The 25,298-nt window shown below is 46.1% G+C and carries 23 protein-coding genes; 15 read left to right on the forward strand and 8 right to left on the reverse strand.

The genetic code is table 11. The features are described 5' to 3' along the window. Positions 1 to 12: 12 nt before the first annotated feature. Positions 13 to 984, reverse strand: coding sequence for a hypothetical protein (locus BLS69_RS29475; protein ID WP_091038800.1), 972 nt, complete (start codon positions 982 to 984; stop codon positions 13 to 15). 314 nt (positions 985 to 1,298) lie between these two features. Here BLS69_RS29475 and BLS69_RS29480 point away from each other — a divergent pair, with 314 nt between their 5' ends. Further along, a complete protein-coding gene (locus BLS69_RS29480) occupies positions 1,299 to 4,469 on the forward strand; it encodes a copper amine oxidase N-terminal domain-containing protein (protein ID WP_176873157.1) in 3,171 nt (1,056 codons plus the stop codon). 222 nt (positions 4,470 to 4,691) lie between these two features. Continuing rightward, a complete protein-coding gene (locus tag BLS69_RS29485; protein WP_091038804.1) occupies positions 4,692 to 5,597 on the forward strand; it encodes an AraC family transcriptional regulator in 906 nt (301 codons plus the stop codon). A gap of 103 nt (positions 5,598 to 5,700) precedes the next feature. On the opposite strand, the gene BLS69_RS29490 is transcribed toward BLS69_RS29485, so the two are convergent. Then, positions 5,701 to 6,513 carry a DUF1129 domain-containing protein gene (locus BLS69_RS29490; protein ID WP_091038806.1) on the reverse strand — a complete coding sequence of 271 codons (813 nt, stop codon included), beginning with the start codon at positions 6,511 to 6,513 and terminating at the stop codon, positions 5,701 to 5,703. Positions 6,514 to 6,925: 412 nt separating this feature from the next. Between BLS69_RS29490 and BLS69_RS29495 the strand changes: the two genes are divergently transcribed. The 3 genes from BLS69_RS29495 (at position 6,926) to BLS69_RS29505 (ending at position 9,133) form a co-directional block, all read left to right on the forward strand. Then, a complete protein-coding gene (locus BLS69_RS29495) occupies positions 6,926 to 7,159 on the forward strand; it encodes a hypothetical protein (RefSeq protein ID WP_091038808.1) in 234 nt (77 codons plus the stop codon). A gap of 254 nt (positions 7,160 to 7,413) precedes the next feature. Beyond that, positions 7,414 to 8,244: an alpha/beta hydrolase gene (locus BLS69_RS29500; RefSeq protein ID WP_091038809.1), complete on the forward strand. Its 831-nt coding sequence runs from the start codon at positions 7,414 to 7,416 to the stop codon at positions 8,242 to 8,244. Between the two features lie 103 nt (positions 8,245 to 8,347). After that, positions 8,348 to 9,133, forward strand: a complete 786-nt coding sequence (locus BLS69_RS29505; RefSeq protein ID WP_062836227.1) for a DODA-type extradiol aromatic ring-opening family dioxygenase — start codon at positions 8,348 to 8,350, stop codon at positions 9,131 to 9,133. Positions 9,134 to 9,300: 167 nt separating this feature from the next. On the opposite strand, the gene BLS69_RS29510 is transcribed toward BLS69_RS29505, so the two are convergent. After that, positions 9,301 to 9,513: a hypothetical protein gene (locus tag BLS69_RS29510; protein ID WP_017690673.1), complete on the reverse strand. Its 213-nt coding sequence runs from the start codon at positions 9,511 to 9,513 to the stop codon at positions 9,301 to 9,303. Between the two features lie 156 nt (positions 9,514 to 9,669). Next, positions 9,670 to 10,212 carry a DoxX family protein gene (locus tag BLS69_RS29515; protein WP_091038811.1) on the reverse strand — a complete coding sequence of 181 codons (543 nt, stop codon included), beginning with the start codon at positions 10,210 to 10,212 and terminating at the stop codon, positions 9,670 to 9,672. Between the two features lie 338 nt (positions 10,213 to 10,550). On the opposite strand from BLS69_RS29515, the gene BLS69_RS29520 reads away from it, so the two are divergent. From BLS69_RS29520 to corA, 4 genes are all read left to right on the forward strand, one after another. Then, positions 10,551 to 11,627, forward strand: coding sequence for a DUF3048 domain-containing protein (locus BLS69_RS29520; protein ID WP_091038812.1), 1,077 nt, complete (start codon positions 10,551 to 10,553; stop codon positions 11,625 to 11,627). 317 nt (positions 11,628 to 11,944) lie between these two features. Then, positions 11,945 to 12,562, forward strand: coding sequence for a DUF47 domain-containing protein (locus BLS69_RS29525; RefSeq protein ID WP_076215091.1), 618 nt, complete (start codon positions 11,945 to 11,947; stop codon positions 12,560 to 12,562). 14 nt (positions 12,563 to 12,576) lie between these two features. Further along, entirely contained in the window at positions 12,577 to 13,566 is a 990-nt protein-coding gene (locus BLS69_RS29530; RefSeq protein ID WP_062836232.1) for an inorganic phosphate transporter, read from the forward strand. Positions 13,567 to 13,873: 307 nt separating this feature from the next. After that, on the forward strand, positions 13,874 to 14,833 hold the full coding sequence (corA, locus tag BLS69_RS29535) for a magnesium/cobalt transporter CorA (RefSeq protein ID WP_091038813.1): 960 nt from the start codon (positions 13,874 to 13,876) through the stop codon (positions 14,831 to 14,833). 281 nt (positions 14,834 to 15,114) lie between these two features. Here corA and BLS69_RS29540 read toward each other — a convergent pair whose 3' ends face one another. Both BLS69_RS29540 and BLS69_RS29545 read right to left on the reverse strand, forming a co-directional pair. Next, positions 15,115 to 16,203: a DNA alkylation repair protein gene (locus BLS69_RS29540; protein WP_091038815.1), complete on the reverse strand. Its 1,089-nt coding sequence runs from the start codon at positions 16,201 to 16,203 to the stop codon at positions 15,115 to 15,117. Positions 16,204 to 16,335: 132 nt separating this feature from the next. After that, positions 16,336 to 16,974 (reverse strand): hypothetical protein, encoded by a 639-nt coding sequence (locus tag BLS69_RS29545; protein ID WP_091038817.1) that lies wholly within the window; start codon positions 16,972 to 16,974, stop codon positions 16,336 to 16,338. Positions 16,975 to 17,426: 452 nt separating this feature from the next. Between BLS69_RS29545 and BLS69_RS29550 the strand changes: the two genes are divergently transcribed. Next, positions 17,427 to 17,717 (forward strand): YerC/YecD family TrpR-related protein, encoded by a 291-nt coding sequence (locus BLS69_RS29550; RefSeq protein WP_017690665.1) that lies wholly within the window; start codon positions 17,427 to 17,429, stop codon positions 17,715 to 17,717. Between the two features lies 1 nt (position 17,718). After that, positions 17,719 to 18,504 carry a sirohydrochlorin chelatase gene (locus BLS69_RS29555; RefSeq protein ID WP_091038818.1) on the forward strand — a complete coding sequence of 262 codons (786 nt, stop codon included), beginning with the start codon at positions 17,719 to 17,721 and terminating at the stop codon, positions 18,502 to 18,504. A 143-nt stretch (positions 18,505 to 18,647) separates the two neighbouring features. On the opposite strand, the gene BLS69_RS29560 is transcribed toward BLS69_RS29555, so the two are convergent. Continuing rightward, positions 18,648 to 19,217 (reverse strand): TetR/AcrR family transcriptional regulator, encoded by a 570-nt coding sequence (locus tag BLS69_RS29560; RefSeq protein ID WP_091038820.1) that lies wholly within the window; start codon positions 19,215 to 19,217, stop codon positions 18,648 to 18,650. A gap of 168 nt (positions 19,218 to 19,385) precedes the next feature. Here BLS69_RS29560 and BLS69_RS29565 point away from each other — a divergent pair, with 168 nt between their 5' ends. Together BLS69_RS29565 and BLS69_RS29570 are read left to right on the forward strand one after the other, a co-directional pair. Further along, positions 19,386 to 20,312 carry a ketopantoate reductase family protein gene (locus BLS69_RS29565; protein ID WP_091038822.1) on the forward strand — a complete coding sequence of 309 codons (927 nt, stop codon included), beginning with the start codon at positions 19,386 to 19,388 and terminating at the stop codon, positions 20,310 to 20,312. A gap of 71 nt (positions 20,313 to 20,383) precedes the next feature. Beyond that, positions 20,384 to 20,800 carry a DUF4395 domain-containing protein gene (locus BLS69_RS29570; protein WP_091038824.1) on the forward strand — a complete coding sequence of 139 codons (417 nt, stop codon included), beginning with the start codon at positions 20,384 to 20,386 and terminating at the stop codon, positions 20,798 to 20,800. Between the two features lie 104 nt (positions 20,801 to 20,904). Here the strand turns inward: BLS69_RS29570 and BLS69_RS29575 are convergent, their stop codons facing one another. Further along, positions 20,905 to 21,621, reverse strand: coding sequence for an NPP1 family protein (locus BLS69_RS29575; protein ID WP_091038825.1), 717 nt, complete (start codon positions 21,619 to 21,621; stop codon positions 20,905 to 20,907). A 525-nt stretch (positions 21,622 to 22,146) separates the two neighbouring features. Between BLS69_RS29575 and BLS69_RS29580 the strand changes: the two genes are divergently transcribed. Together BLS69_RS29580 and rlmD are read left to right on the forward strand one after the other, a co-directional pair. Further along, positions 22,147 to 23,028 carry a diacylglycerol kinase gene (locus BLS69_RS29580; protein ID WP_047840512.1) on the forward strand — a complete coding sequence of 294 codons (882 nt, stop codon included), beginning with the start codon at positions 22,147 to 22,149 and terminating at the stop codon, positions 23,026 to 23,028. A 462-nt stretch (positions 23,029 to 23,490) separates the two neighbouring features. Beyond that, a complete protein-coding gene (rlmD, locus tag BLS69_RS29585; RefSeq protein WP_091038827.1) occupies positions 23,491 to 25,269 on the forward strand; it encodes a 23S rRNA (uracil(1939)-C(5))-methyltransferase RlmD in 1,779 nt (592 codons plus the stop codon). The last annotated feature ends 29 nt before the right edge of the window (positions 25,270 to 25,298 follow it).

The raw sequence follows: 25,298 nt of genomic DNA on the forward strand, positions 1-25,298 counted from the left end.
GAACAGATTAACTTAATAATTCGCATAGTCGCTGACCGGCACATTCTGTTCCAGCCATTTCTCGACAGTAGCGGTTTTCTCGAATTTGGCTTCGGTTACGATGTCCATGAACTTTTCGAGTTTCGTCAGGAAGGCACTGTCTTCGGATGAGTTACGTTGTAAGACAGCTTTGTAACCTTTCTGGGCATTGGCTGTCATTTTGTTCGTTTCATAGTCAAATAAAGGCGTATTATTCAGGCCATAAAACGTATACAAGGTATAGTTATTCATCAGGTTCTTCACCTGTTGTAATCGATTGGACTTCGGATATTCGTTCAGGAATCGTTCCTGATTCAAAGCGCGATTGAGTATCTCCTGATAGCCAATGACCAGTGCACCATCATCGGCGGCAAGGTTGCTGGTTTCAACTGCCATGATATTAATGTATTGTTTGATGTCTGGTTTCACGTACGAGATATATTTCTGAAAAGCCATATAATTCATGATCGGATAGAGGGAACCTTCCAGCATAACCAGGCGATAGCCGCTATCCCGTGCCTGTTGAAGTAGTGCACGCAGACTGGTGTCGTTGGTGCGGGACATGAGTTGAGTGAAGCTATCATTCAACTTGTATGCCTTGATCATCTTGTCCTGAACATTAGGAACAAGCAGGCGGTCCGTCATGGCTGTTAACGCCTTGTTGCGGGCATTCTCCAGCTGTAAGACCATCAGGGTTGCATGATGAGTCGTAACTTGATCGATATGAGATTCGAGATAAGTATCCGCGGCAGGCAAGCCGTTCTTTTTGTAGAGCATGGACTGAAATGTTTTATATATGGTTGTTGTACTGGCAGTCGTGACTTTGTTGGTATCTGTACTGGAAGATGCGGCAGCAGCGACTCCAGATAATGGAGCGATAGCCGTTTGTAGCAGCATGAGGATAGCGGTGGCTGTAATGAAGGTGCGCATGCTTTTACGTGTGGCAGATTGGAACGATGATGTCATAGATATGAACCTCCCGTAGTTAAGAAAATGATAGGTGTTGTTCACTAGTCACTATACATTAACGCAATTGGGGCAGGATGTGGTTGCGGAATGGTGACAAATTCTTCTGTTATTTTTAACTTTTGGAGGGTGGAAGATAGAGGAATATTTCTGCGAAAATATTTTTTGTACAACTGGAAACTTTTGAGCTGATCGGAACGTCTTAGTTGTGCATAGGTAAATACAGGAATTAATGAAAAGAACAGCGAATCTATTTCGATTAACTAAATGTGAGAATGGGGATATGGGATATGAGGAAAGCGGGAGGAAAACAAGTGAAGAAGGTAATGTCAGCGCTGGCTGTATCGGCCATGCTGATGTCCGCACTTCCAACGTCGGTTATGGATGCAGCTGCGAGAATCAGCATATATATTAATGATGCAGAGTTATCATCTGCTCAGGCACCTGTGATGAAAGGTGGACGCGTACTGGTTCCGCTTCGGTCGATTTTTGAAGGATTGGATGCGAAGGTACAGTACACGAACAGAACCAAAACGATTGTTGCAACTCGCGACGATCAGGAAGTTACTTTGACACTCGGTTCCAAAACGGCATACATCAACGGGGAAGCGATCTCGCTGGATGTACCTGCAAACACGATTAAGGGCAACACAATGGTTCCCATTCGTTTTGTCAGTGAAGCTTTTGGAGAGAAAGTATTCTGGAACTCGCGCAATCAACGTGTAGATATCAAGACAACGGCAACGCCACCAGTGGATGAGACACAATATGCTGCATGGAACATCTATGGTTCGGTATCCGGAAGTAACGGAGATGGTCGTGACCTGACGGTGAGCTTCACACGTCCAACTTCAGAGAAGGCGGTATCTGCTTACCGGATTATGCTGGTAAAAACTCGCGATGTGAATAGCTTCACGGAGTCCTCAGCAACTGCTGTACCTTCTGCGAACTATACATCTGTTACACCGAATGGCAGCAACCCGAAACTGACACTTAGTGCACAGACACGTGACGTAAACGGGGATTTGCTTAACAGCAATGAAACGTATCGCCTGTATGTACTGACTGTTGGTAACAGCAGCAATAATTATAAAAATGCATTGAACTGGTCTTCCCAAGCATTGAAGCTCAATAATGTGAAATCCACAGTACAGGCGGTTACAAGCCTGCGTGCTGCAGATATTAGTGACTATGGCGATGGCCGCGATCTGGAGATTAACTTCACGCAGCCGAGCACGACATCGAACATTACGTATTATCGTGCTTTTGTTGTTAAAGCAAAGGACTCTTCTGCGTTCAATCTGGCTGCGGCGAACAAAGTATCCAGTGCTAACTCCACGATCATATACAAAGGAAATAGTACCGCAGTGAAAAGCCAGCTGACTTCTTCAACACGGGATACGTCCGGCGAATTGATCAAAAGCGGCACAGCGTATGTGGTCTACATCTTGTCGGTAAGCACTAATACAACAACAGACAGCAAGTTGTCCGCGGCATCCTCTTCACTTACGTTGTCCGTGAACACAGCAACATCTCCGGTAATTACGCAAGTGAGAGATAACTCGGATTATGGAGATGGTCGTGATATCCAGGTGAGTTTCAACCGTTCATCGGATGAGTCCAAGGTGGCGAATTATCGCGTCTTTGTGGTGCGCAACTCGGTTGCCAGCAGCTTTAATCTGACAACAGCAAGCAACCTGTCCTCCAGTCTGTACTATACGGTGAACAAAACAGGCAACAACATTACAACGACATTGCCTTCATCCATGAAGGACACAAGTGGTTATAACGTAACGAATCTGCAAGATTATCGCATCTTTGTGATGGCGGTGGGCAACCAGCAAAATAGATACACCAATGCGCTGTCAGCTTCCTCCACTGTGCTGAGACTGACAACGAACGGTAACGCGGGAGTTATCAGCAACCTGGCTGTTGCGGATATCGGCGACTACAGTGATGGTCGTGATCTGCGGGTTTCTTTCAACAAAGCTGCGGATGAATCCAGAATCTCTGCCTACCGAGTATATGTAGTTCGTTCCGCTAATGTGGGCAGTTTCACACTAAGCGCAGCTAATGCGTCGAACAACTATACGCAGGTGAACAAAACGGGTGGTAACCTGTCCGTTACGCTTCAAAACTATTCGGTAGATACCAATGGATATACCATTACGAATAATGTTGCTTACCGGGTATTCGTACTGTCGGTGAATAACAACGGAAACTCCAGTCAAAATGCTTTGTCTGGTTACTCTTCCCAAATTACGTTGACACAGAACGCGGCTGTAACGGCTCCGAGTAATGTGGCTGCAACGGACATTGGGGATAATGGAGATGGTCGCGATATTCAGGTAACCTTCAATAAATCCGCAGATGAGACGAATGTAAGAGAATATCGAGTGTTCGTAGTGAAGGCGAATAGTACGTTGAGCCTGTCTACGGCGAGTGCTTTAAACAGTGCATACTATACGTCAGTGGGTAAAACGGGAAATAACCGATCGTTCACATTGCCGAGTGGGACAATAGCGACGGATGGTAGCAAGATTATCAACGGTGTAGAATATCGTGTATACGTTTTAGCTGTAAATAACAACGGGTCCCTGTCAAATGCGCTTTCTTCAGCATCAGGCATAATCAAATTAAACACTACGTCTACAGTGGAAGCAGTGAGCAGTGTTAAGGCAGCTGTGAAAGAGGCATCGCAAGCAACAGGGGATGCAACAGATATTTTGATTACTTTCACGAAGCCCCGGAATGACACTGGAATTTCCAATTATGCAATAATGATAGTGCCTTCAAGTCAGGTTGATGTGTTTAACTTAAGTACAGCTAAAGCAGTTTTGAAATTAAATAACTACTTGAGTGTATCTAAGAATGGGTCAAGTACCGACGTCCAGCCTTTTGCGGTTACAACTGATGTTAATGGAGCTCCAATCGACTCAAGCAAATCCTATCAGGTCTTTGTCTTATCCGTGTCTGACAGCAACACACGTGAATCAAGTCTTTCTGGAGCGTCTAATATCATTAAGGTGAATCCGAAACAGCAACAACCGGTCGAAGTGAAGGCCGCAAGCCTTACTGCAACCGATGCAACTGGAGCTCAAGGACCTGCAATAAAAATTAATCTTACTCCGAATGCAACTGAACAAGGAATATCTCAATATAAAGTTTTTGTTGTGAAAAACGGTTCTAACTTTACTTTACCTGTAGCAAACGGTGTAAACAATACTGATCGATTCCAAATTTTAGTAACAGGATCTAAAGAAGACCTGACACTGACCCTTTCAAAAGATACAGATGGCGATGCAATTGTTGCTGGAACGTCTTATCAAGTGTATGTCTTGTCTGTTGCGGATCAACAGCAAGCGACGATTAACGCTTTATCCAGTCCTGCACCAGTTACATTGGCAGCTGCTCAGCAGCCAGCAACAGGTAGTCCAGCTTCTGATACCCCAGTGGTAGATCCAAATAATACAACATCACCATAAATTTGTGGCTCACGTGTTTCAAACTATGAATTACTGTTTATCTACTCAAACTCCCTTTTCATTTGAAAAGGGAGTTTTTTTATTATCCTAGCGCAACTGCCTCACTTACTAATTGAAAATCTTGTCGCTAAAAAGGTTCCTTAGACCATTGTTGGAACAGGACAAACGGATGGATAATAGAAGGAATAAGCTAGAAGCCTATGAGCCGAAAGGAATGATGGAATGCTTGCATTTCGTTTGACGGGCCTGCCGGATTCCCGGTTGCCGCTGTACCTGTATTGTGTGGGGACGCAGGAAGAGAAAGTTCTGCATAGACCGGATGGATTTCCGGTGTATCAGTTGTTTTTGTCACGCGATGGTGAAGGGCAGTTCAAGGTAACGGGAAAAGGGACATGGACGATGGGAGCAGGACAGTTATTCATCGTGGAACCCGAAGTTGCGCATGAGTATGTGCCTCATTCCAAATCCAAAGGAGAACTGGGTTATATCGGTATTGGCGGTACATCGGCTGGATCGGTACTACAATCCGCGGGTTTACTTCAGAACGAGCCGTGTCATATCTCTGGTTTTGAAATCATCTGGTCACGGATGACCAATCTCTGGCATGGGCTGGATCGAGGAGCAACGGAGATGTGGAACACATCAGCCCTTATCTACCAGCTTATTTTAGATATAGCACAATCGAAAATTCCATCTGATGTCGGTATTGGAGGTGCTGGATCATCGATGGCCCGTGACGTAGCTGTAAAACACTCTAATCGGGAGCCCGATCCGAGCAAGGATGCACTGATCCGAGCAGTATCATTGATGCATACGCACTATCAGGACGATCTGTTATTGAAGCATGTTGCTGACGCAGTGGGTTATTCGGTGCAGCATCTCAACCGACTATTTCATCATCATTATGGCGTGACAGGACATCAATATATGCAACGATTACGTTTAAAGAAGGCTTCGGACTGGATGGACAAGCATCCACGAGCAAGTGTGCGAGAGGCGGCAGAGACCGTAGGAATGGAAGTGAACTATTTTATCCGGATGTTCAAGCGGGAGTTTGGAGAGACACCAGGCAAAGGAATCAAACATCGGAACCAGCTCCAAATGGAAAAAGACCTCACGAATTCGTGAGCGTTCCCGTGCCCATGTTACGTGTACCTAATATCAGAAGGGGTTAAATTCGTCAGAACATGAAAAAGGGACCCTCAAGGCCCCTTAATCGCTTATATACGTGTTATGCTGTTTTCTTTTGTCCAAATAAAGGCCTTAACGTTGCAAGCCCCACAATGCCGATCACCGCACTTACCCACGGAGCAAGTGCAAAGACCGGAAGTTTATCACGCAGTGGATACCCTACAAACAGCACGAGTACTACGATGAAGATGTAGATGATGATTCCCTTGAGGTTAACCTTAGGTACGGTGTTCTTGTCCGCTCCTTCATCGTCCGGTCGCTCAGCAAGGCGGCGAAGCATCTCCACCAATGCGATACCGCCAACTGCCGCAACGATTAGAGAGAACAGACTGATGTGTTGGAACGGCTCCGTATCTCCGCCAGTCCAACCCACGAACAATCCCACACATCCTTGAATCAACATGACAAAAGACAAAGCCGCCCAAGCAATCATGGCATACCACTTTGGTGTCCGTTTCACAGGCTCTGGATTCTCCGTTGACTGTGGTTCTACAGCGTTGGCTTTCTTTTTCGATGAAGCTGATGGACTATTACCACGGGTTGGGCTGGATTTACCCACCTCAACGGCATTTGTCTTCTCCGGTGCTGTATTTGTTATCCCGAGCTGTGCATGGATGTCTTGTTCCAGATCAGGTCCGTATAACTCGCGAGCGGGTTTGTTATCCCGCTGAGCCTGTACGATCGCTTTTCCTGCGGAGAGAATCCATTCTTCCTGTGTTCTCTCGTCCGCTGGCGCATGACGCGCAATTGTGCTGATCTCGTCATACAATTTCACATGTTCAGGTGTCATTCGACTCATCTCAGTTATTTGCCGATTCTGTATTTCTTTAAGCTTCTTATAGGAAATCCCCAATGATTGCTCCCCCTGTCTACACACGTTCTGATCTTCCAATTGACTGAAGACCCTGACGGTATTTTAGTATACGGGAAGGGCTCTCGTTTCGCAAAGTCATTCCTTATAAAAAAGCTGCTCATGGTGGACCCATATCCATACACAGGCCAGTATAACGCAGGTGCATAACAGCACCAGTTTACCGTGATGTTGAATCCATTCCAGTAGATGTTCCATGAATTCATTCCTTTCGGCATAAGGACTCCGAGGCATATGCTGCCAATGATTGTTCGTTTATTTTCCCCCGTTCATGTGAAAAAAATCCCTCACGCCTCCCAGATCTAACGATTGTGTGAAGTATGCATAAAGAGCAGCCGTTTCCATCACAATAGTAGCATTTCCAACAGAAATCCAAGATTGGAGTGTGCTTGTTATGGATAAACAAACAGAATTGACGCGGAAGCTGCTAATGAACAGCAACTCCCGTGGAGTCGTGGACGAGGTTGTATCCTTTGAAGAGAACCTTGAAGATACGGAGTATGCAGAAGAACTAACAGATGGCAATTTGAGGGGAAGAAGTTTCTGGGACAATAGTGATTCGGGGCATGAGCATGAGTGGAACGGACGGGTGGAGACCCACGAGATGTTCCGTAGAAGCTACGAATAACGATCCTGCAACACTTGGTTTGAATTCCAAATGATATCGGGGCCAGCTGTCACCAGCTTGGCTCATTTTTTTGCGCTTATCAACCGATAAAATGTAGATTAGCAGTCAACGTAGAAAGGGTTCTTACTTACGTTGACTTGCAGGGTACGGGATGATAATATATGAATAACATCTTAATACACACTAAACTTATCGGATTATATATATTTAATAAATGGAACTCAACAGGCTAAGCGTGGAAAGGGGAAATCGGTATGGAACGTCAGATCAGTATCCGTCATGGACAGGAAGAATTAACAGCCACCATTCATTATCCGGTTGTGAAAGATATCAAGGAGGGGAAGAGTCAGCAGCGCGTACCTCTGGCAGTCATCTGCCACGGCTTCGTTGGTAGCCGGATCGGCGTGGACCGTTTGTTTGTAAAGACTGCACGGGAGCTGGCTGAAGACGGTTATCTGGTCCTGCGTTTCGATTATATCGGTTGCGGAGAGAGCAGTGGGGAGTATGGAGCGGAGGGACTGGAGTCCATGGTGCTGCAGACCCGTTCGGTGCTGGATTACGCGGTGAATTGCAGTGATGTAGATCCTACGCGTGTTACGCTGATTGGTCATAGTCTGGGTGGTGCCGTTGCATTGCTAACTGCTGTACGTGACAAACGTGTTAAGAACCTGGTGATGTGGTCCTCCGTGGGTTATCCATTCAATGATATCGTGAAGATTACGGGACGGGAAGTATACGATGAAGGCGTGAAACTGGGTGCGGCTGATTATCTCGGATACAAATTCACACCAACATTCTTCGAGTCTCTTGCTGAACAACAGCCATTCCAGGAAGCAGTTAAGTTTAGCGGAGATGTTCTCGTCGTGCATGGTACATCAGATGAGATTATCCCTGTAGACTACGCCTTTCTGTATCAAAAGGTATTCTGGATGCGTCAGGAAGGTCGTTGCGACAAGGAGATCATCTTCCAGGGCGATCACACCTTCTCTTCAGGTAAAGAGCGGGAACAGCTCATTACGCGTACGAGAGAGTGGCTGGGCGAACGTCAGAAGATCGAGCAGGATTGGCAGCACTGGATGATATAAGTGGCAGGATTACAACTGTTTGGGGATGTCAGCTTGGAAAAGCGCCTTCTTAAGGGTAAAATAGAGGAGTAAGCATTCTATCCGTGTCTGGAGGTTGGCAGCAATGACATTACCCGCACTTTTCATTGCGCATGGTTCTCCCGCTCTGGCGGTGGAGAGCAATGACTACACTCACTTCTTGAACCAGCTTGGAGACAGGCTGCCGGCTCCGAAAGCCATTGTTGTATTTACGGCGCATTGGGATTGTCCTGAACCGTCCGTGACGATGGATGATACACATCAGACCTTGCATGATTTTTACGGATTTCCTTCTACGATGTATACGATGGAATACCCTGCATCTGGGCAGCCAGATTTAGCGAACGAGATATGTGCGTTGTTCACCCGCAGCAATCTGGCACATCAGCCGATTCGAGGCAGAGGGCTGGATCATGGCGTATGGGTACCGTTACTCCATATGTATCCAGAGGCTAACATTCCTGTGATTGCTGTATCTGTAGACTCGCTGCGTACGCCGCAGGAACAGTATGATATTGGCCGAATGCTGGAACAGCTGCGTCATGATGATGTGCTGATCATTGGCAGTGGTGGAACGGTTCACAATTTACGATTGCTTGGCAATACAGATGAACCGCAAGAGTGGGCGGTGGAATTTGATAACTGGATCGGGGAGCGCTTGGAGCAGTGGAACACGAGAGAGCTGTTTCAATATGAGAAAAAAGCCCCTCACGCACGCACGGCAGTTCCGTCGTATGGCACAGAACACCTTGCGCCTTTGTTCTACGCCATGGGTACAGCGGATATGTCCCGATCAGCGAAGCGTTTATTCCAGTCTTATCCTTATGGAACGCTCAGTTTGAACTGCTGGCAGTTTGGAGACGGCGTGTAACTTGGAACAGACAACAGCCTGATTATGGTGTTTGAAGCCAGTTTCGTACGGATAACGTGTATTAATGCATACAATTACAATATATAAACAAAAGAAGGTTCCTGTACACCCTTGGTGGGATACAGTAACCTTTTTTCAATACGAGGACTTATTCATGCAATAGATCTTTATTTGCGGATTTCGAACAATTCACAGTCTGTACGCGAATGATAAGCGAGCTCACTGACACTGGATTGTACCACTACGGTGTTGCTGTCAAAACGGATAATGATGCCACCCGAGTCAATCTGGTGATTATCTTTAAAAACTCGAACCTTATACTTCATATTCATGGCTTCCTGAAAATCCGCATCGGTCTCAAGACGTCGCTGGGTCGGCATATCGTGTACTCCTTTGAAGTTCAACTTTATTTCATCATAATACGATTTTCTGTGGCTGAGCAAGTCAGGCAGAGCATCCAGGCCATTTTTGAAAAGTAAAAAGCCCTGCTCTCCAGGGGGATTGGGAGCAGGGCCGAGAATTCTATGAATGATTGCTTAAGCTGTTTTGTGAGTTGGGCTAATCGTTGGTGTGTCTTTAGGCTGATTGCCTTTGTTGTTACGAGTGAACAATCCGCGAAGGTAAGGCAGTACCCAGTGATCCAGACCGATTTTACCTGCATTTGCACCAGCAACGACAAGGAAGATTTCCATTACAACCAGTTGAGCATTTGTGCTTACTGTTCCCGAGAAGAGGAACGCGAAGTTCATGACCATAGCCATCAGTGCTGCCAGTGTAGTGAAGCAGCCGAGGATGAGACCCAAACCTACAAGGAATTCACCCAATGGGATAACGAAGTCGAACAGTCCTGCGTTTGGTACTGCGAATTTCTCAAGGAACGTTCCCCACCATGCTTGAACTGCTGGATGATCACCCGTTGTTTTTTCCAATGCCCCTGCAAGGAACCCGCCAGCTTCGAATCCGCCAGTCAATTTGCTCCATCCGTGAGTCATCCAATCATAACCGATATACACCCGAAGTACTGTCAAAATCCACATTGCTACTTTGTTTTCTCTAAGCCATTGGTTGAAGCTGAACATATGAACCACTCCTTCATGGAATTTAGTGTGTGTTGTTTTTGTTTTTTCTAAGTGATCACCTTTGATGTCTTTATTGTATAGTTCAAAAGTCGTTTTGTTTGTGATTAAAATCACAATCTAGTTCAAATTTTAAGTAAGGTTTGAGAAGTTCACATTTAGGACATATTTTTCTTCCAAATCGCTGTTTCAAATGTAAATTTCAAGCTGTATCAAGGCCTTCTAGGCGCAGACAAATCGGATGGGGTGTGATTAAATGGAAAGAAATACGTGAAATGGTTGCCTACATGAGACATATATCACAACTTAGAACCAGGCCATATCGTTCAGGAGGTCCTATATTGAAGCTTTTTAAATGGAACAAAGCAGCATCGGCTGCATCTCTGTTTATTCTCTCATTAAGTCTTGTTGCCTGCCAAAACCAGGAGGTGGCGCAGATGCCAGTTCAGCCAGAACCGACACCTGCACCTGTACAAGAAGAACAGACTGTGGAAGAGTCCAATACATCTCTCTATACAGCACCTTTGACGGGTCTGCCTGTAGATGAAGCGATTACGCGTCGACCACTCGCCGTAATGATTAATAATGCACCAGCAGCTCGGCCCCAATCGGGTCTAAGTTCAGCCGATATCATTCTTGAAGTCCTCGCAGAGGGTGGCATTACCCGTTTCATAGCCATCTTCCAGAGTGAAGGCGGTGCGGAGACGGTTGGACCTGTTCGCAGTATACGTCCATATCTGATTGAGATCGGTGAGAGTTATGATGGGGTACTTGTTCATGCCGGAGGCAGTCCGGAGGCGTATTCCATTTTGCAAAGGCAGCAGAAACAGCATATGGATGAAATCTCGAATGGTGGACCTTACTTCTGGCGTTCCTCGGATCGTAAAGCCCCACATAATCTGTATACTTCAGCGGACAAGCTGAGAGAAGGGGCAGATATCAAGGGGTATAGCCATGATTTCAAGTCTCCCGTATACATCTATAACGAAGAAGGCGCGACATCCACAGGAGAGGCAGTGAAGCAATTCGATATCCATTATTTATTGGATAGTTACCGGGTGACGTATGATTATGATGAAGTTAGCGGACGATATATGAGAATGGTGAATGGTAAGGCAGATCAGGATCTGGATAATGGAACTCAACTTGGCGCAGCGAACATCATTGTGGCAGGTGCAGATCACAAAGTGCTTGATAGTGTAGGGCGGTTGTCCGTTAATTTGGAACAGGGCGGGGAAGCCATGTTGTTTCAGAAGGGCAAGATGATTCGTGGGCAGTGGGTGAAGAAGCAGGGGGATATTATACGGTTTGTTCAGGGTGGCAGTGAAGTTGCTCTTGTGCCTGGTAAAACCTTTATCAGCATTGTTCCCAATCAACCGGAATTTTCTAGTCATGTGAAGCTGGCTGTGCAGCAATAAAAGGATGTAATGAAAGAAAACGATGAAACATGTATCCATTTTGTCGTCGAAAAGGCATGATATTGTACCTTGGCGTGAAAAGTAGAATCGTGTCGATTTTGAAATTTGATGTCGAATTGTAAACGCAGTGTAAAATCTTGACTTGAATTTACCATTATTCCAAATAATTAAGATTCATTTCAGATTAATGTGATAAGAATATAAAAAAGGATCACACCTTTTGTACAAACCATGAAACAAATATGATAAGATATCAAAGGTTGTCATTTCATGTTTCATCGGTTATCGGCAATTTTTCTCGTAAAGGGGATAGAGCTATGAAGCTTAAGAAGAAGAAGGATATATTTTTTGAGACACTGGAGAATATGGCAGATACGGTTGTTCAAGCGGCAGATTATTTCTCCCAGCATGTTTCCAACCTTCAGGATGTGACTCTTTTTGCCAATGAAATGAAGAAGTACGAGTCGAAATGTGATGATTACGTGCATACGATCATTACAGAACTCAACAAAACATTTATCACGCCGATCGAACGCGATGATATTATGGAGCTGACAACAACACTTGATGACGTATTGGACGGACTCGAAGCAACGGCTTCCCGTTTCTATATGTACCAACTGACGGATCCGGACGAATTTATCGTTCAGTTCTCTGAAATTTTGCGCCAATCGGCTTACGAAATTCAGAAGGCGATCCATCTGCTGTCACAGAAAAAATTGCTGGCCATCCGTGAATACACCATTCGTTTGAATGATCTGGAAAACCAGGGCGACGAAGTGCTGCGCATGTGTATCAAACATCTCTTCGCTACCGTGTCTGATCCGATTGAACTGATCAAGCGTAAGGAAATTTACGAACGTCTTGAGACAACAACGGATGCTTGTGAAGACGTGGCGAATGTGCTCGAATCCATCATTATGCGTAATTCTTAAGGAGCCAGAGAATAATGGAAACAACGATTTGGGTATTAGGTATAGTCGTCTTCCTTGCACTGGCGTTTGACTTCATCAACGGTTTTCACGACACGGCGAATGCCATTGCCACTTCGGTATCAACACGGGCACTGACGCCACGTCGTGCGATCCTTCTTGCAGCGGTGATGAACTTTGTCGGTGCGATGATGTTTACAGGCGTTGCGAAGACGATTGGGGGGAGTGTGACCGACCCCACCACGCTGGATAACGGGATCGAGGTCGTCATAGTCACCTTGATCGCAGCGATTATCTGGAACCTGGTTACATGGTGGTTTGGTATTCCGTCTTCCTCATCACATGCACTTATCGGAGCCCTTGCAGGTGCCGTGCTTGTTGGCGCAGGATCTGATAAAGTGAAATGGAGCGGATTCATTGATATCGTCGGAGGTTTGCTATTATCACCTCTGATTGCGTTTGCCATCGGTTATGTGGTCATGACGATTCTCAAATATATTTTCGCCAAACGCAGTCCGCATAACGTGAATAAAGGTTTCCGTACGGTACAGATTTTCACGGCTGCACTGCAAGCATTCACACATGGTACGAATGATGCACAGAAAGCGATGGGTATTATTACGTTTGCTTTGGTTGCAGCAGGTGTACAAGATCATCTGGAAGTGCCGCTGTGGGTTAAAATCTCAGCAGCAACCGCGATGGCTCTGGGTACATCCATTGGTGGTTGGAAAATCATCAAAACGATGGGTACCAAAATCTTTAAAATTGAACCGATCAACGGATTCGCCGCCGATCTGTCAGCTGCTTCCGTTATTTTCACAGCAACGTTGCTTCACCTTCCAGTTAGTACGACGCACGCGATCACATCAGCTATTCTGGGTGTAGGTTCCGCGAAACGTTTCTCTGCTGTGAAATGGGGACTAGCTGGACGTATCATTATTACGTGGTTCATTACGATTCCGATTACTGCGGGACTGGCAGGATTGCTCTACTGGATTATTTTCTAAAAAGAGAAGTTATCCCGAACGAATTCGGGGTTACCAGACAATCTGTTCATAACTGTGTGAATATCGGGATATGTGGATAATTATACAACCAAAATCAAGAGACGCCTGTGCATGAACGTGTGGACAGGCTGGATATGTGGATAGCCATCCGTGGAATGATAAACCAAAAGAAGATATTCCTGTGGATACAGGGAACTGTGGATAGGGAAATGAGAGAAGCCAACAGGGTTGGCTTTTTTTGTTGTCGAGTTTGAAGGTACCTGTGTACAATAACGTATAGATACAGGACAAGGATGTGATCTGATTTATGATTCGTACACTCGCCATTACACGAGAACATCAAGTCTCCGTTAACGTACCACTTACACAGCTGGATCTGAACGATTACGCCTGGGTATGGGCCGATTTTAACCAGCCAACGGAAGAGGAAAGCTGTTTGCTGGATACATATTTTCATTTTCATCCATTAGCCATAGAGGACTGTCTGCATGTGTTGCAGCGGCCCAAGCTCGATTATTATGATAATCTGCAGTTTCTTGTGCTGCATGCACTGAACCCGTCCACACTGGAAGCCGAGGAGGTTGACTTGTTTCTCGGATCTAACTTCCTAGTGTCTTTTCATCATGGTGTATTGGAGGAAGTGGATGAAGCGTGGGAACGCTTGTTGCACCATGCACATGAACGAACCATCTGGGCGCGAGGTCCAGTGGCGGCGGCCTATACCGTGATGGACAAGTTGGTGGATCATTATTTTCCGTCTTTATTTGCGATTGAGGATGAACTGGCTGAACTGGAGAACCGGGGTGGACAAGAGTCGGTTGAAGACTTGATGAACCAGGTGTTTGATCTGCGGACTCGATTGCTGAAGCTCAGACGAACGGTAGTACCGATGCGGGATCTGCTCTATCGGGTGGTCAATTCCCAGCATGTGCAGCGAACAGGCGAACATACGGCTTATTTTACCGATATCTATGACCATTTATTGAAGCTGACAGACATGATCGAAGCCGATCGGGAGATGACCGCTGACCTGCGCGACAGTTATATTTCCCTGAACTCCAACCGGATGAATCAGATCATGAAGACACTCACGGTGATTACGACCGTATTTATGCCGCTCACACTGATTGCGGGTATATATGGCATGAACTTTGCCTATATGCCTGAGCTTCAATGGAAGTTTGGGTATTGTGCGGTGCTTCTGTTAATGTTTGTGCTTGGCGGGAGTATGGTGGCTTGGTTTGTGAAGCGGGGATGGTTTAAGTAGAAATTTTATACCTTACTACTCCGTATGCAGTTCCATCCTTTCGGTGATAAGCGCAAGCTATTGCGAGCAGATCATCAGAAGAAGATTGCATAGTTGAAGCAACGTTTGTTACATATGAAAAGGGCCACTGGACAAGGATCTCGAGCAGGATTAACTGTCGGGAGATGATGCTTGCCAGGTGGCCTTTCTGATTCTTCTATAGAAGTTTTGAAAAAAAATGTATCCACATGTGAATAAGTTCTCGCTGGAACGAGCTGTGTATAACTTACGACGATTTCCTGTTACTCCATTTCAAGGACAAAAGAAGTCGTTGCTGCCGCTTTACCATTCACAACAATTGTTAGCGTATGCAGACCGGCATAATATTTTCTCGTTGTGATGACTTTGAAAGATTGTTTGGTGGCTACCTTGGTTCTTCCTGTCGGGTACACTTTATCAGAGCATTTGAATCGTTTGGGAGCCTGCTTGCCGTTTGCTTTCATATAACCAATCTCATATTCAATTCGCAGCATCTGTGACTCACCGCTCTCATTAACGACAGCAAACGAGAAATGAAGATCCTCGCCAATGCTAATCGTATCCTGGACAAGCTGAAGCTGCTCAATGTGAATCGAATCCTGCTCGTTATAACCAAAAAGACTTAGTGCTTTGCTATGTCCTTTCTTCAGTAATGACCTGCTGGCATGCCGGACAATCCAGTCGGTGTGTACATGTTGTCCGTACCAGGTCGTGGCCAGATCCATAACCAGTTCAGGGTGGTCCTTGGAGATGTCATTCAGATGATTGGCGACACTTTTGCGAACATAGAGGGACTCGTCCTGTTTCAATGCATGCAGAATCGGAAGTACAGGTGTTGGATCAGTGATAAAGTTCTGGAGTTTGGCACCCCATGGCAAACGTGGCCGGCTGCCTTCACTGGCAAGTCTGCGGATATGCTCGTTGTTGCTCTCTGCCCACGCCATCATATGTTTCATCGTTTGGATTGGATAATGTTTAATAAACGGGCGTACCACGAACTCGGAGCTGGAATAAGGTGTGAAGAGGGTCAGATACTTCATGGATAACTCGTAATCCTCTGGGTCAAGTCCGTTCACTTCGATAAAATCCGGTACAAACAGATATTCAACGCCTCTCATATTCGGAGCGGCTTGTTCAATAATATGTAATGCTTCCTCATAATTGTCGGGCAGTACTGCAGTCAGGGCCAGTGTGATTCGGCGAATGCGCGCTTTGAATTCCAACTGTTCCCAGCCTTCAGCAAAAACCAATTCATGAAATTGCTGTGTATCCAGCTTAGGGTAGAATTGACGCAACTGTTCGCCGGTCCGATCGATTAATGCGGGAGTGTATTTGTCTTTGATAAGTTCCATGGTCCGCCTCCTTTAGTTATTATCAAGTATACCTCAAATTGCAGAAATAAGAACATAAGTTCCTGAAATTTTTGATATATTAATGAACGGTGTTAAGGCACCCACCTTCTGTAAGGGGGTGCCTGGATGAATTTAACCTTTGCGACTTTTGGGACGGCGCTTGGTGGTATTGGATTTGCGGCGGACTGGAGTTGTATTGCGGCGACGTGTAGCATTCGTTGTTTTGTTCCGACGTTTGCTTTTACGTTTCCGGGGCGGCGTATATTCTTCATAGTCTGCATCAGCTGCGCTGTTATTCGATTTTCCTTTTCCAAAAGGCAGAATGCCCATAACGAGTTTCATCATCGGAGCCATCTGCTGGATGCCACCAACGACCTTTTGCATTTTGCCTATTCCACTCATGATTCCATCAATACCGCCGAAGCGGTCGATCATTCCTTTTAACTCACCGATGTTGGCTAACGAAAACCCGGAACTGCCTGTAGCAGCAGGCGCCTGTACCGGAGCAGGGGGAACCACCTGAGCTCCACCTCCATAAAAGTTCCCGCCAGCCAAACCTTGCCCATAGGGTACGACTGCAGAAGCTTCGACTTCACCGAAGCCCGGGTAATGGGGTTCTACGCCAGGATACATCGGTTGAATCTGAGTTTCATTTAAAGACCGCGGAACCACACCGGGCGGCATATAGGCAGAAGTATGTGCCTGCCGATGAGCATGAGAAGACGGACGCTGCCTTGGTGCTGGCTGGCGGTGATAATAATGCTGTGGCATGAACGATCACGTTCCTTCTATTGGATTTCGGAATTGCGTTCCATGAGTTGCATGACAGATGTACATCATAGACCCTTGTGGAACTCCCTTTTGTTATACTGTATGTCATTCGCGGAGAGACGGCGTAGGCGGGTATCCCGGAAAACGGGATATTTGCGGATTTGGGCGCATCTATGATGGCAGGTTCACGAAGAGTAAAATGAAGTTTAGACACAAAATTGTAACATTTAGGAGGATTGAAATCCTACATAAGTAATCGGATATATACAGGTGAAAACTGGGAAATAGCGCGTTAAATTCGCCCGATGTACGCGAGGGGAGGACAATAGTACCTTTTGTAAGCGGTAACATGTATTTTTATTCTGTAGTGCGTGAAATCGGTAACGCTTGAAATACCAACTCAGGGTGAGTACAATGTAGGTACACAGTAACCGCTAGGGGATGATGATGAAATGCAGCTGAAAAAGCTAAATGATAAAAGCATTGAACAACTATTCGAGGCTATTTTGACGCTAAAAGATATTGAAGAGTGTTATGTTTTCTTTGATGACCTCTGCACAGTTAACGAGATCCAATCCATGTCCCAGCGGCTGGAAGTGGCTCGTATGTTGGGTAAAGGCAATACGTATAACCAGATTGAAGCAGAGACAGGTGCGAGTACAGCTACAATTTCACGTGTGAAACGCTGCCTGAATTACGGCAATGATGGTTATAAAATGACGCTGGAACGCCTGGGACGCTAACATGAAGAAGCCGGGTGTACTCATCATCAGTCACGGTTCACAGGAGCAGACCTGGGTGGAATCCGTCGATGACGCGATCTCCCGGTTGAATCTGCCTGTTCCATTACCGGTTGAAGCCGGTTTTCTTGAACTTGTGGAAGGACGCCTGATCCAGGACGGTATCGACCGACTGGAAGCACAAGGCGTAACCGATATTCTGGTCGTACCTCTATTTGTTTCGTCCGGGAGTACACATGTGGATGAAATTGAATATGCCATTGGTGCAAAGGAAACACCTGATCGCGAAACGGATCTGGAACCGTTCGATGTGAAGGCTCGGGTTCACTTTGGTTATCCAGTGGATAACGATCCGGATATTGCCGTGATGGTGTGGGACAAAGTCCGATTATTGTCGCAGCAACCGGAGAAGGAAACGATTTTGCTGGTAGGCCATGGGAGTATTCATGATGGTTTTCGCGAGCGTTGGGAAGCCGGAATTTCTTCCCTTGCAGAGCGTGTGCAGGAAGTTAGTGGTTTAGCCCATACGGATTATGCATTGCTGAATCCGGAGAGTGTGTACAACAAAGTGAAGTACTGGAGCGAAGAGCGGGGGAACCGAGTCATTGTGGCGCCGCTGTTTTTGAGTGCCGGTTATTTCACGAGGAACGTTATTCCGGATCGGCTGCAGGAACTGAACTATGTGTACAGCGGTGAGACACTGTTACCACATCCATACCTTGTGCAGTGGCTGGAGCGCCAGATCCAGATTTTGCTGGAGAGATGTAATGAAGTTAAAGTTTCTTCTTGAAATGATTGCTTTGGCATAGGTGTAATCACATCGCTCGCAGTAATGTCGCACCAATTGATTTGAACTCCATAGCTTCATAAACAATCAAACCACGTCGAAGGACGTGGTTTTTGTTTGTTGTAGATCACTTGAAAGAGATTGGGCTATCCATTAATGGGTGCGTGCAATTGCAAATGTAGCTCCAGTAAACTTATTAATTGGTCAACGATCTCCTCGGCCGGATAAGGCATGGAATTCATAATCCACCACTCCAGGAGGCCCACAGCAGCGGAAGCAAGAAACTGTATGGTGATCTCTTTTTTCATACCCTCCTGAATGCCACAGGCATCCATCTGTTCCTCCACTCCCTGGACCAACAATCCCATCAACTTACTACGGAATGCCGGAATACCTTTTTTGGTTAGAAGTGTAGTATAGGTAGAGGCATGCTGTTCCAGATAACGGAAAGTTCTGAGCAGCGCATCCTTGGCTGTAACGGGTGTTGTAGTAGAGCTTTCGATCATACAGGCATCCAACAACTGCTGCAAATAGGTCTCAATGCATTGATCCAACAGGTCGAACTTGTCAGCGTAATGCAAATAGATGGTTCCTCGATTTACATTAGCCCGATCAGCAATATCGTTTATCGTAATTTGCTCAAAATCCTGTTCCTCCAGTAACCCCACAAAAGCTTCAATTATCGCCTTTCGTGTCTTGAGTACTCGTCTGTCCATGGCCCCTCCTATGATGGTTTTCAACAATAAGGAATCATTCGTTGATTATTCAACAAAAACGGATATTTTAACGATTGAAGCACAGTAGGTGCTTTGTTACTCTTATTTTATCAACAAATGTTCATAAAGCAACGAATATTGATAAAATATGAAATAGAGGGATAACCAATGAAGATATTAGTGTATGGGGCAGGTGTTTTGGGCAGTCAACTGGCGCACATTCTGGTACGCGGCGGCAATGATGTTACTATTCTGGCTAGAGGGAAGCGGGCAGAGGAGCTGGAGAAGGATGGAATCGTCATCCGGCATATGTTTCAATTCAAAACGACAGTTGATCAGGTTCGGGTAGCCAGAACGTTGGAAGTGGATGACCAATATGATCTTATTTTTGTAGTCATGAAATATAATGATTTTCCTTCTGTGTTACCTATTCTGGCAGACAATCAGAGCAGCAATATTGTAATTGTGGGAAACAACGCAGATGCGCGAAGCATGCAAAACTATTTGGTGGAAAACAGTAAGGTGGCAAAACAGGTCGCATTTGGATTCCAGGTGAGTGGAGGAAGGCGGGAGAAGGACCGCATGTTATCGGTCGGTGGAGGCAGCGGACAAATGGTGATTGGAAGTCTGGACGGAGAGATAAGCTTTAAACCTTTGCTGGATCAAGCTTTCCAACATGTAAAATACAAGTTGAATGTTCTAAGTGATATTGATGCCTGGCTGAAAAGCCATATCATCCCCATTCTGATGCTTAATGCGGTGAGCTTTAATGAGGAGCGTGAGTTGATCAAGTTGGACGGGAACAGAAAGCAAATCCAACATATGATTAGGGCGATGGATGAGGGCTTCAGCGTGCTTGAGGCTATGGGCATAACGATTATACCGGAGATTCAGGCTAAAATGATACGCAAGCATCAACGGATGTTGTACCTTCTGTTGAAGATCTATAGTGTGCTTCCAATTCATAAGCTGATTGCGGGTTCTTTTGGAGAGATTGAAGCGTTGAATAATGCATTTAATGATTGGAAAAAGACAACAGGTATCCGGACTCCCCATTGGGACGTGCTGAAAAGAGATTATACTATCCTTAAATGAAGTGTTGCTCATTCCCTGCATACCGACTACAATAAAACCAACTAATAAAATGGGGATAAGGAGATATACAAATGCGAGAAGTGCCCATGCGCTATGTGAAAGCGAATCAGGTTGGTATTGTGTTGTTTGTTATACTCTCGTTTTTGTTCAATCCGCTGGTAGTTCTGGGCTTGCTGTGGATCATTCAGGTAGTTGGGCTGGCTTCTGGTGGCAAGCTTAATCTGTTTGTGCAGATTGGGAAAGTTGTGTTGACTGGTAAAGGGACAGAGACGCAGGCGGTTGAGCTGCAGCGATTCAACAATATTCTGGCGGTGCTCTTCCTGACTCTGGCACTCATCTCGTTCTCGCTTGGCTGGGTAGCCGCAGGTTATGTATTCTCCGTTATGCTTCTCGCGGCTGCAAGCGCGGCTCTGCTGGGTTATTGTGTGGGTTGCACGGTGTATTTCTGGTACAAACAGCTACGTGCAGGACGAAAAATCGGATTTTGAGGTTGGCTGAAGAAGTGATACAGGTATCCGGGATACTACGATAACTTCATAACGAAATCCCCCTCAAGTGAGTTGTTCACTTGAAGGGGATTTTCTTTTTTATCTTATCTGAACCAGGCTTTGTTTAAATTGTTGGTGAAATTGTTATCGTTGAAAGGCACGTTGGCGCTACCAAAGTTTGTCGTATTGAGCGCATTTCTTGCCGCAGAAGTCAGATCGTCCCATCCGATTAAAGGTTGTGTTCCCCCAACAGCGTTGGTAACGCCAAGCTCATGGTTCAGCGGCCAGGTACTATTATAGGAAATCAACGGATGGCTACCTTGTGTATTGGTATTGCTAGGTGTGACGTTGGTGAACTGGCCGTGACCGGAATAGGCAATGGAGAGAATTTGGGGATTGGCTGCTGCCGGATTATCTACCCACACGACGATTCCTTCCCAATCATGACGATGGCCGAGTCCAGAGGAAGGGGAGTCTTTGGGAAAATACCACGAATACATGATGGCCCACACCCCATTGTGCCAGGCGGAACGGGAGTAGATCTGTCCTGTACTTGAGCTACAGTTTCCATTCGATGACCCGGATGTATTCAAGCCAGCGCTGGTATTGCCCTGTTGATCCACTGCGGGGAAAGGTACGCATCCATGATAGACTTTTAGAAATGGCTGAAAACGCTTGGCCGTTTGTTGTGTCACGGTGACTGGTGAGACTTCCTGAAATCCGACAACCTGATCATGGTTAATTTCTGCTGCTTCAACAACGGTGACCCAAGGAATACAGGCCATAATCGAAACCATGAACATTAACACGATTTTTTTCATTTACACTTCTCCTTCAAGGGTATGATGTGGTGCTAAGTAGAGGGTGCACTAAAACTATATTGGAAAAAGATTTATATTATTTATCTTTTTATCTTAAGATTTGTAAATTTGTAGCATATCTATGTCATAATCATATGAAGATCATCGAAATCGAAGACTAATTCCTGTCCAAGCGGGCAGAATGGTTGATTAATGAGACTATTTTACATAAAAGGTAGTGGGGAAGATTCAGGATCGGTGCGTGAGGTTTATTGGGTAATGGATGGATTAGTAGGCACCTATATGAAAAAATATACTTATGGATTACAGGCTAGGACATCTTTACATTTGATGATATGATAGGAGTTAAAGGCTTTGGAATGAGACGGAATTCCTGATGCATAGATATAGGTAAGACGAAAGATTAGAGCAGAATGAACGGAAGTTCATTATTGTGTAAAAAATATGCCCTTTTGTGGACTGATGCAACGTAAGAATATGAGGTCGTATAGACTCATGGATAATGTGGAATAGGTGGCGTATGAGATGAAAAAAGCTCGCTTAATATATAATCCGACCTCAGGCCGGGAAGAAATGAAGAAACGTCTGGCTGATATTTTGCAGCGTTTGGATCAAGGTGGTATTGAAGCTTCATGTCACGCAACAACGGGTGAAGGTGACGCAACCCGGGAAGCTGAACTTGCGATTGAACGCGGATATGACATGATTATTGCTGCTGGTGGCGATGGCACGTTGTACGAAGTGATTAACGGTATGGCCGAGCGGGAGAACCGTCCTCCGCTGGGTGTGTTCCCTTTGGGAACAACGAATGATTTTGCGCGTGCACTCGGCATTCCGAGACAGTGGGAAGATTACGTGGATCTGGTCATTAACCAGCAACTTCGTCCGCTCGATCTGGGCAAAGCAAATGATAAATATTTTATCAACATCGCCGGTGGCGGATCATTGACTGAACTGACCTATGAAGTACCGAGTCGTCTGAAAACGATGATTGGGCAACTGGCCTATTATATGAAGGGTATTGAGAAAATGGCGAGTCTGTCTCCTCAGGAGCTGATTATTCGCGCCGACGGTCAGGAAGAGATTCATGATGAATTCATGTTATTCCTCATCGCCAATACCAATTCGGTCGGGGGATTTGAGAAATTGGCTCCGGGTGCAACCATTGATGATGGTCTGTTCGATGTCATTTGCGTGAGGAAATGTAATTTGGCTGATATGATCCGCCTCGTAACGCTTGCGCTGCGTGGGGAACATCTGAACGACAAGAAAGTGGTTCATTTCCAGACGAGTCATATGGAAGTTACGTCACCGGGATATGTCCAACTGAACCTTGATGGAGAGTTGGGCGGCACGCTGCCAGCTACGTTTACGAATTTGCGTCATCACTTGATGCTCTATCGTTAAACTTGGGCGGAGAATGTTGGCCGCTTGTGGAAAGCAATGATGCCCGGGCAGTGATTGCAAAGCATCGCACAAGTGATGAGAAGAGTTAGATTCAGCTCTGAGGTAAGGTGAGATGGAAGTGTATTTTCCAGTTGCTGTGTACGGTGGGATCGCGTATAATCTCATGTGGTCACCAAGCGCTTAGCTTAACGAACTCAGAAAGTCTTAATGTGGCGAAATGGTCGAAGCTGCGAATCTAACGAATCTCAGCATCGTTATTTTGGAGAAAATGACCGGAAAAGATCGGAAAACACCATCTTAGGATGATATAACGTTTCTGAAGTTCATTAGAAATTCGGAACGTTATTTTTGATGTGAATAAGGTGTGCTAGGTTCGTTAGAATCGGGAACAAAATGAAAAAAAGAGATTTCTCCTCCCTGCACAGGCAGGGTACTATATAAGAAGAAAGAAGTGAATGTACGTTGTCTAATACGAACCGCAGCGGTCGTGGAAAAAACCGCCGGAATTCGGCTGCCTCTCAGGGGCAAGGGAACGCTTCAGCGTCCCGTCAGCCAAGTCAATCATCTCGTCCATCTACACGTCAGCAGGGAAAAGAGGTGCGGCCACAAGGCGCATCTCTTTCTGCCGTTCGTCCAAAGGGGAGAACGCGTGAATCTGCACCAATCGAAGGACTGCCCGTTAGCAAAAATGAAGAGACCGTCATCGACATCATTGGCATGAACCATGACGGTGAGGGTGTAGGTCGTGCGAATGGATACACGCTCTTTGTACAGGGGGCGCTTCCAGGTGAAACCGTGCGTGTGCGCGTGATGAAAACCAAGAAGCAGTACGGCTACGCCAAACTGCTGGAGATCGTGAAGGCAAGCCCGGATCGAGTGTCCGCGCCTTGCCCGATCTACGATCAGTGCGGCGGCTGCCAGATCCAGCATATGAGCTATGCCGGACAGCTTGCGTGGAAACGCCAGTTGGTGGTAGATAATTTGCAACGGATTGGCAAGTTGAACGTGATGGTGGAGGATGCAGAGACATTGGCATCCAACGTGCAGGATGATAAAGAGGGCGCCGAACAGCGTGTGCATGATGATGCTTCAGTTGGTGAGGCTAATCAGACAACTGAATTGGCTACATCTGAAGTGCAAAAGAATGGCAGCAATCGTATTCGCCTTCGCCTTGAAGGTGTCATGAACGAAGAGGATACGGAGCAAGGCATTCGTGTACTCCCTACGATGGGTATGGACGAGCCATGGCGCTATCGGAATAAAGCACAGGTGCCAATTGGAGCTGCCGAGGGTGGTCTGGTAGGTGGTTTTTACGCTAAAGGAAGTCACCGGATCATTGATATGGAGAGCTGCCTTATTCAGCATGAACACAATGACGAAGTGGTTGCGAAGGTCAAGGAGATCGGCAGCCATTTTGGAATTAGCGTATACAACGAAGAGACAGGTCGCGGTTTATTGCGTCATGTCGTTGTGAAGAAAGCGTTCCGTACAGGCGAGATGATGCTTGTTCTGGTTACGAATGGTCGAGACATTCCGTACAAAGACGAATGGATTGGCAGTATTCGTGAAGCGATTCCGCATGTGGCGAGTATCTGCCAGAACGTGAACAAAAAACAGACCAACGTCATCTTTGGCGATGAGACCCTTGTCCTGTGGGGACGTGATGTAATTTATGATTACATCGGTGATGTGCAGTTTGCGATCTCAGCGCGTTCGTTCTATCAGGTGAATCCGGTACAGACGGAAGTACTGTATGGGAAAACGGTAGAGTACGCTGGACTGAGCGGCAAAGAGACCGTGATTGATGCCTATTGTGGCATCGGTACGATTTCTCTTTTCCTCGCGCAACATGCGGATCAGGTGTACGGGGTAGAGATTGTGCCTGAAGCCATCGAAGATGCTCGTAGCAATGCGCTCTTGAACGACATGAAGAACGTGAAGTTCGAAGTTGGTGCCTCAGAGGACGTTATTCCACGCTGGAAAGAACAAGGCATCGAAGCTGATGTGATCGTAGTTGATCCACCGCGGAAGGGCTGCGATCCACGTTTGCTGGAAACGATCCTGGAGATGAAGCCAGAGCGGGTTGTGTACGTGAGTTGTAATCCGAGTACGTTGGCACGTGATTTAAGAGTGCTGGAGGATGGCGGGTATCGCACGGTAGAGGTCACGCCTGTGGATATGTTCCCGCATACGGTGCATGTGGAGTCGGTTGCGATGTTGGTGAGGGATAATTACAGATAATAAGAACAATTGATATCTAAGAGATTATC

It is taken from the genome of Paenibacillus sp. CF095 (assembly GCF_900101225.1).
In the GTDB taxonomy this organism is placed as follows: domain Bacteria; phylum Bacillota; class Bacilli; order Paenibacillales; family Paenibacillaceae; genus Paenibacillus.

Bases quoted from the DNA above. Each gene is read 5' to 3' on its own strand.
- BLS69_RS29475 (WP_091038800.1), bottom strand. From the start codon at position 984: ATGACATCATCGTTCCAATCTGCCACACGTAAAAGCATGCGCACCTTC.
- BLS69_RS29485 (WP_091038804.1), top strand. From the start codon at position 4,692: ATGCTTGCATTTCGTTTGACGGGCCTGCCGGATTCCCGGTTGCCGCTG.
- BLS69_RS29495 (WP_091038808.1), top strand. From the start codon at position 6,926: ATGGATAAACAAACAGAATTGACGCGGAAGCTGCTAATGAACAGCAAC.
- BLS69_RS29500 (WP_091038809.1), top strand. From the start codon at position 7,414: ATGGAACGTCAGATCAGTATCCGTCATGGACAGGAAGAATTAACAGCC.
- BLS69_RS29505 (WP_062836227.1), top strand. From the start codon at position 8,348: ATGACATTACCCGCACTTTTCATTGCGCATGGTTCTCCCGCTCTGGCG.
- BLS69_RS29510 (WP_017690673.1), bottom strand. From the start codon at position 9,513: ATGCCGACCCAGCGACGTCTTGAGACCGATGCGGATTTTCAGGAAGCC.
- BLS69_RS29515 (WP_091038811.1), bottom strand. From the start codon at position 10,212: ATGTTCAGCTTCAACCAATGGCTTAGAGAAAACAAAGTAGCAATGTGG.
- BLS69_RS29525 (WP_076215091.1), top strand. From the start codon at position 11,945: ATGAAGCTTAAGAAGAAGAAGGATATATTTTTTGAGACACTGGAGAAT.
- BLS69_RS29530 (WP_062836232.1), top strand. From the start codon at position 12,577: ATGGAAACAACGATTTGGGTATTAGGTATAGTCGTCTTCCTTGCACTG.
- corA (WP_091038813.1), top strand. From the start codon at position 13,874: ATGATTCGTACACTCGCCATTACACGAGAACATCAAGTCTCCGTTAAC.
- BLS69_RS29540 (WP_091038815.1), bottom strand. From the start codon at position 16,203: ATGGAACTTATCAAAGACAAATACACTCCCGCATTAATCGATCGGACC.
- BLS69_RS29545 (WP_091038817.1), bottom strand. From the start codon at position 16,974: ATGCCACAGCATTATTATCACCGCCAGCCAGCACCAAGGCAGCGTCCG.
- BLS69_RS29550 (WP_017690665.1), top strand. From the start codon at position 17,427: ATGCAGCTGAAAAAGCTAAATGATAAAAGCATTGAACAACTATTCGAG.
- BLS69_RS29555 (WP_091038818.1), top strand. From the start codon at position 17,719: ATGAAGAAGCCGGGTGTACTCATCATCAGTCACGGTTCACAGGAGCAG.
- BLS69_RS29560 (WP_091038820.1), bottom strand. From the start codon at position 19,217: ATGGACAGACGAGTACTCAAGACACGAAAGGCGATAATTGAAGCTTTT.
- BLS69_RS29565 (WP_091038822.1), top strand. From the start codon at position 19,386: ATGAAGATATTAGTGTATGGGGCAGGTGTTTTGGGCAGTCAACTGGCG.
- BLS69_RS29570 (WP_091038824.1), top strand. From the start codon at position 20,384: ATGCGAGAAGTGCCCATGCGCTATGTGAAAGCGAATCAGGTTGGTATT.
- BLS69_RS29575 (WP_091038825.1), bottom strand. From the start codon at position 21,621: ATGAAAAAAATCGTGTTAATGTTCATGGTTTCGATTATGGCCTGTATT.
- BLS69_RS29580 (WP_047840512.1), top strand. From the start codon at position 22,147: ATGAAAAAAGCTCGCTTAATATATAATCCGACCTCAGGCCGGGAAGAA.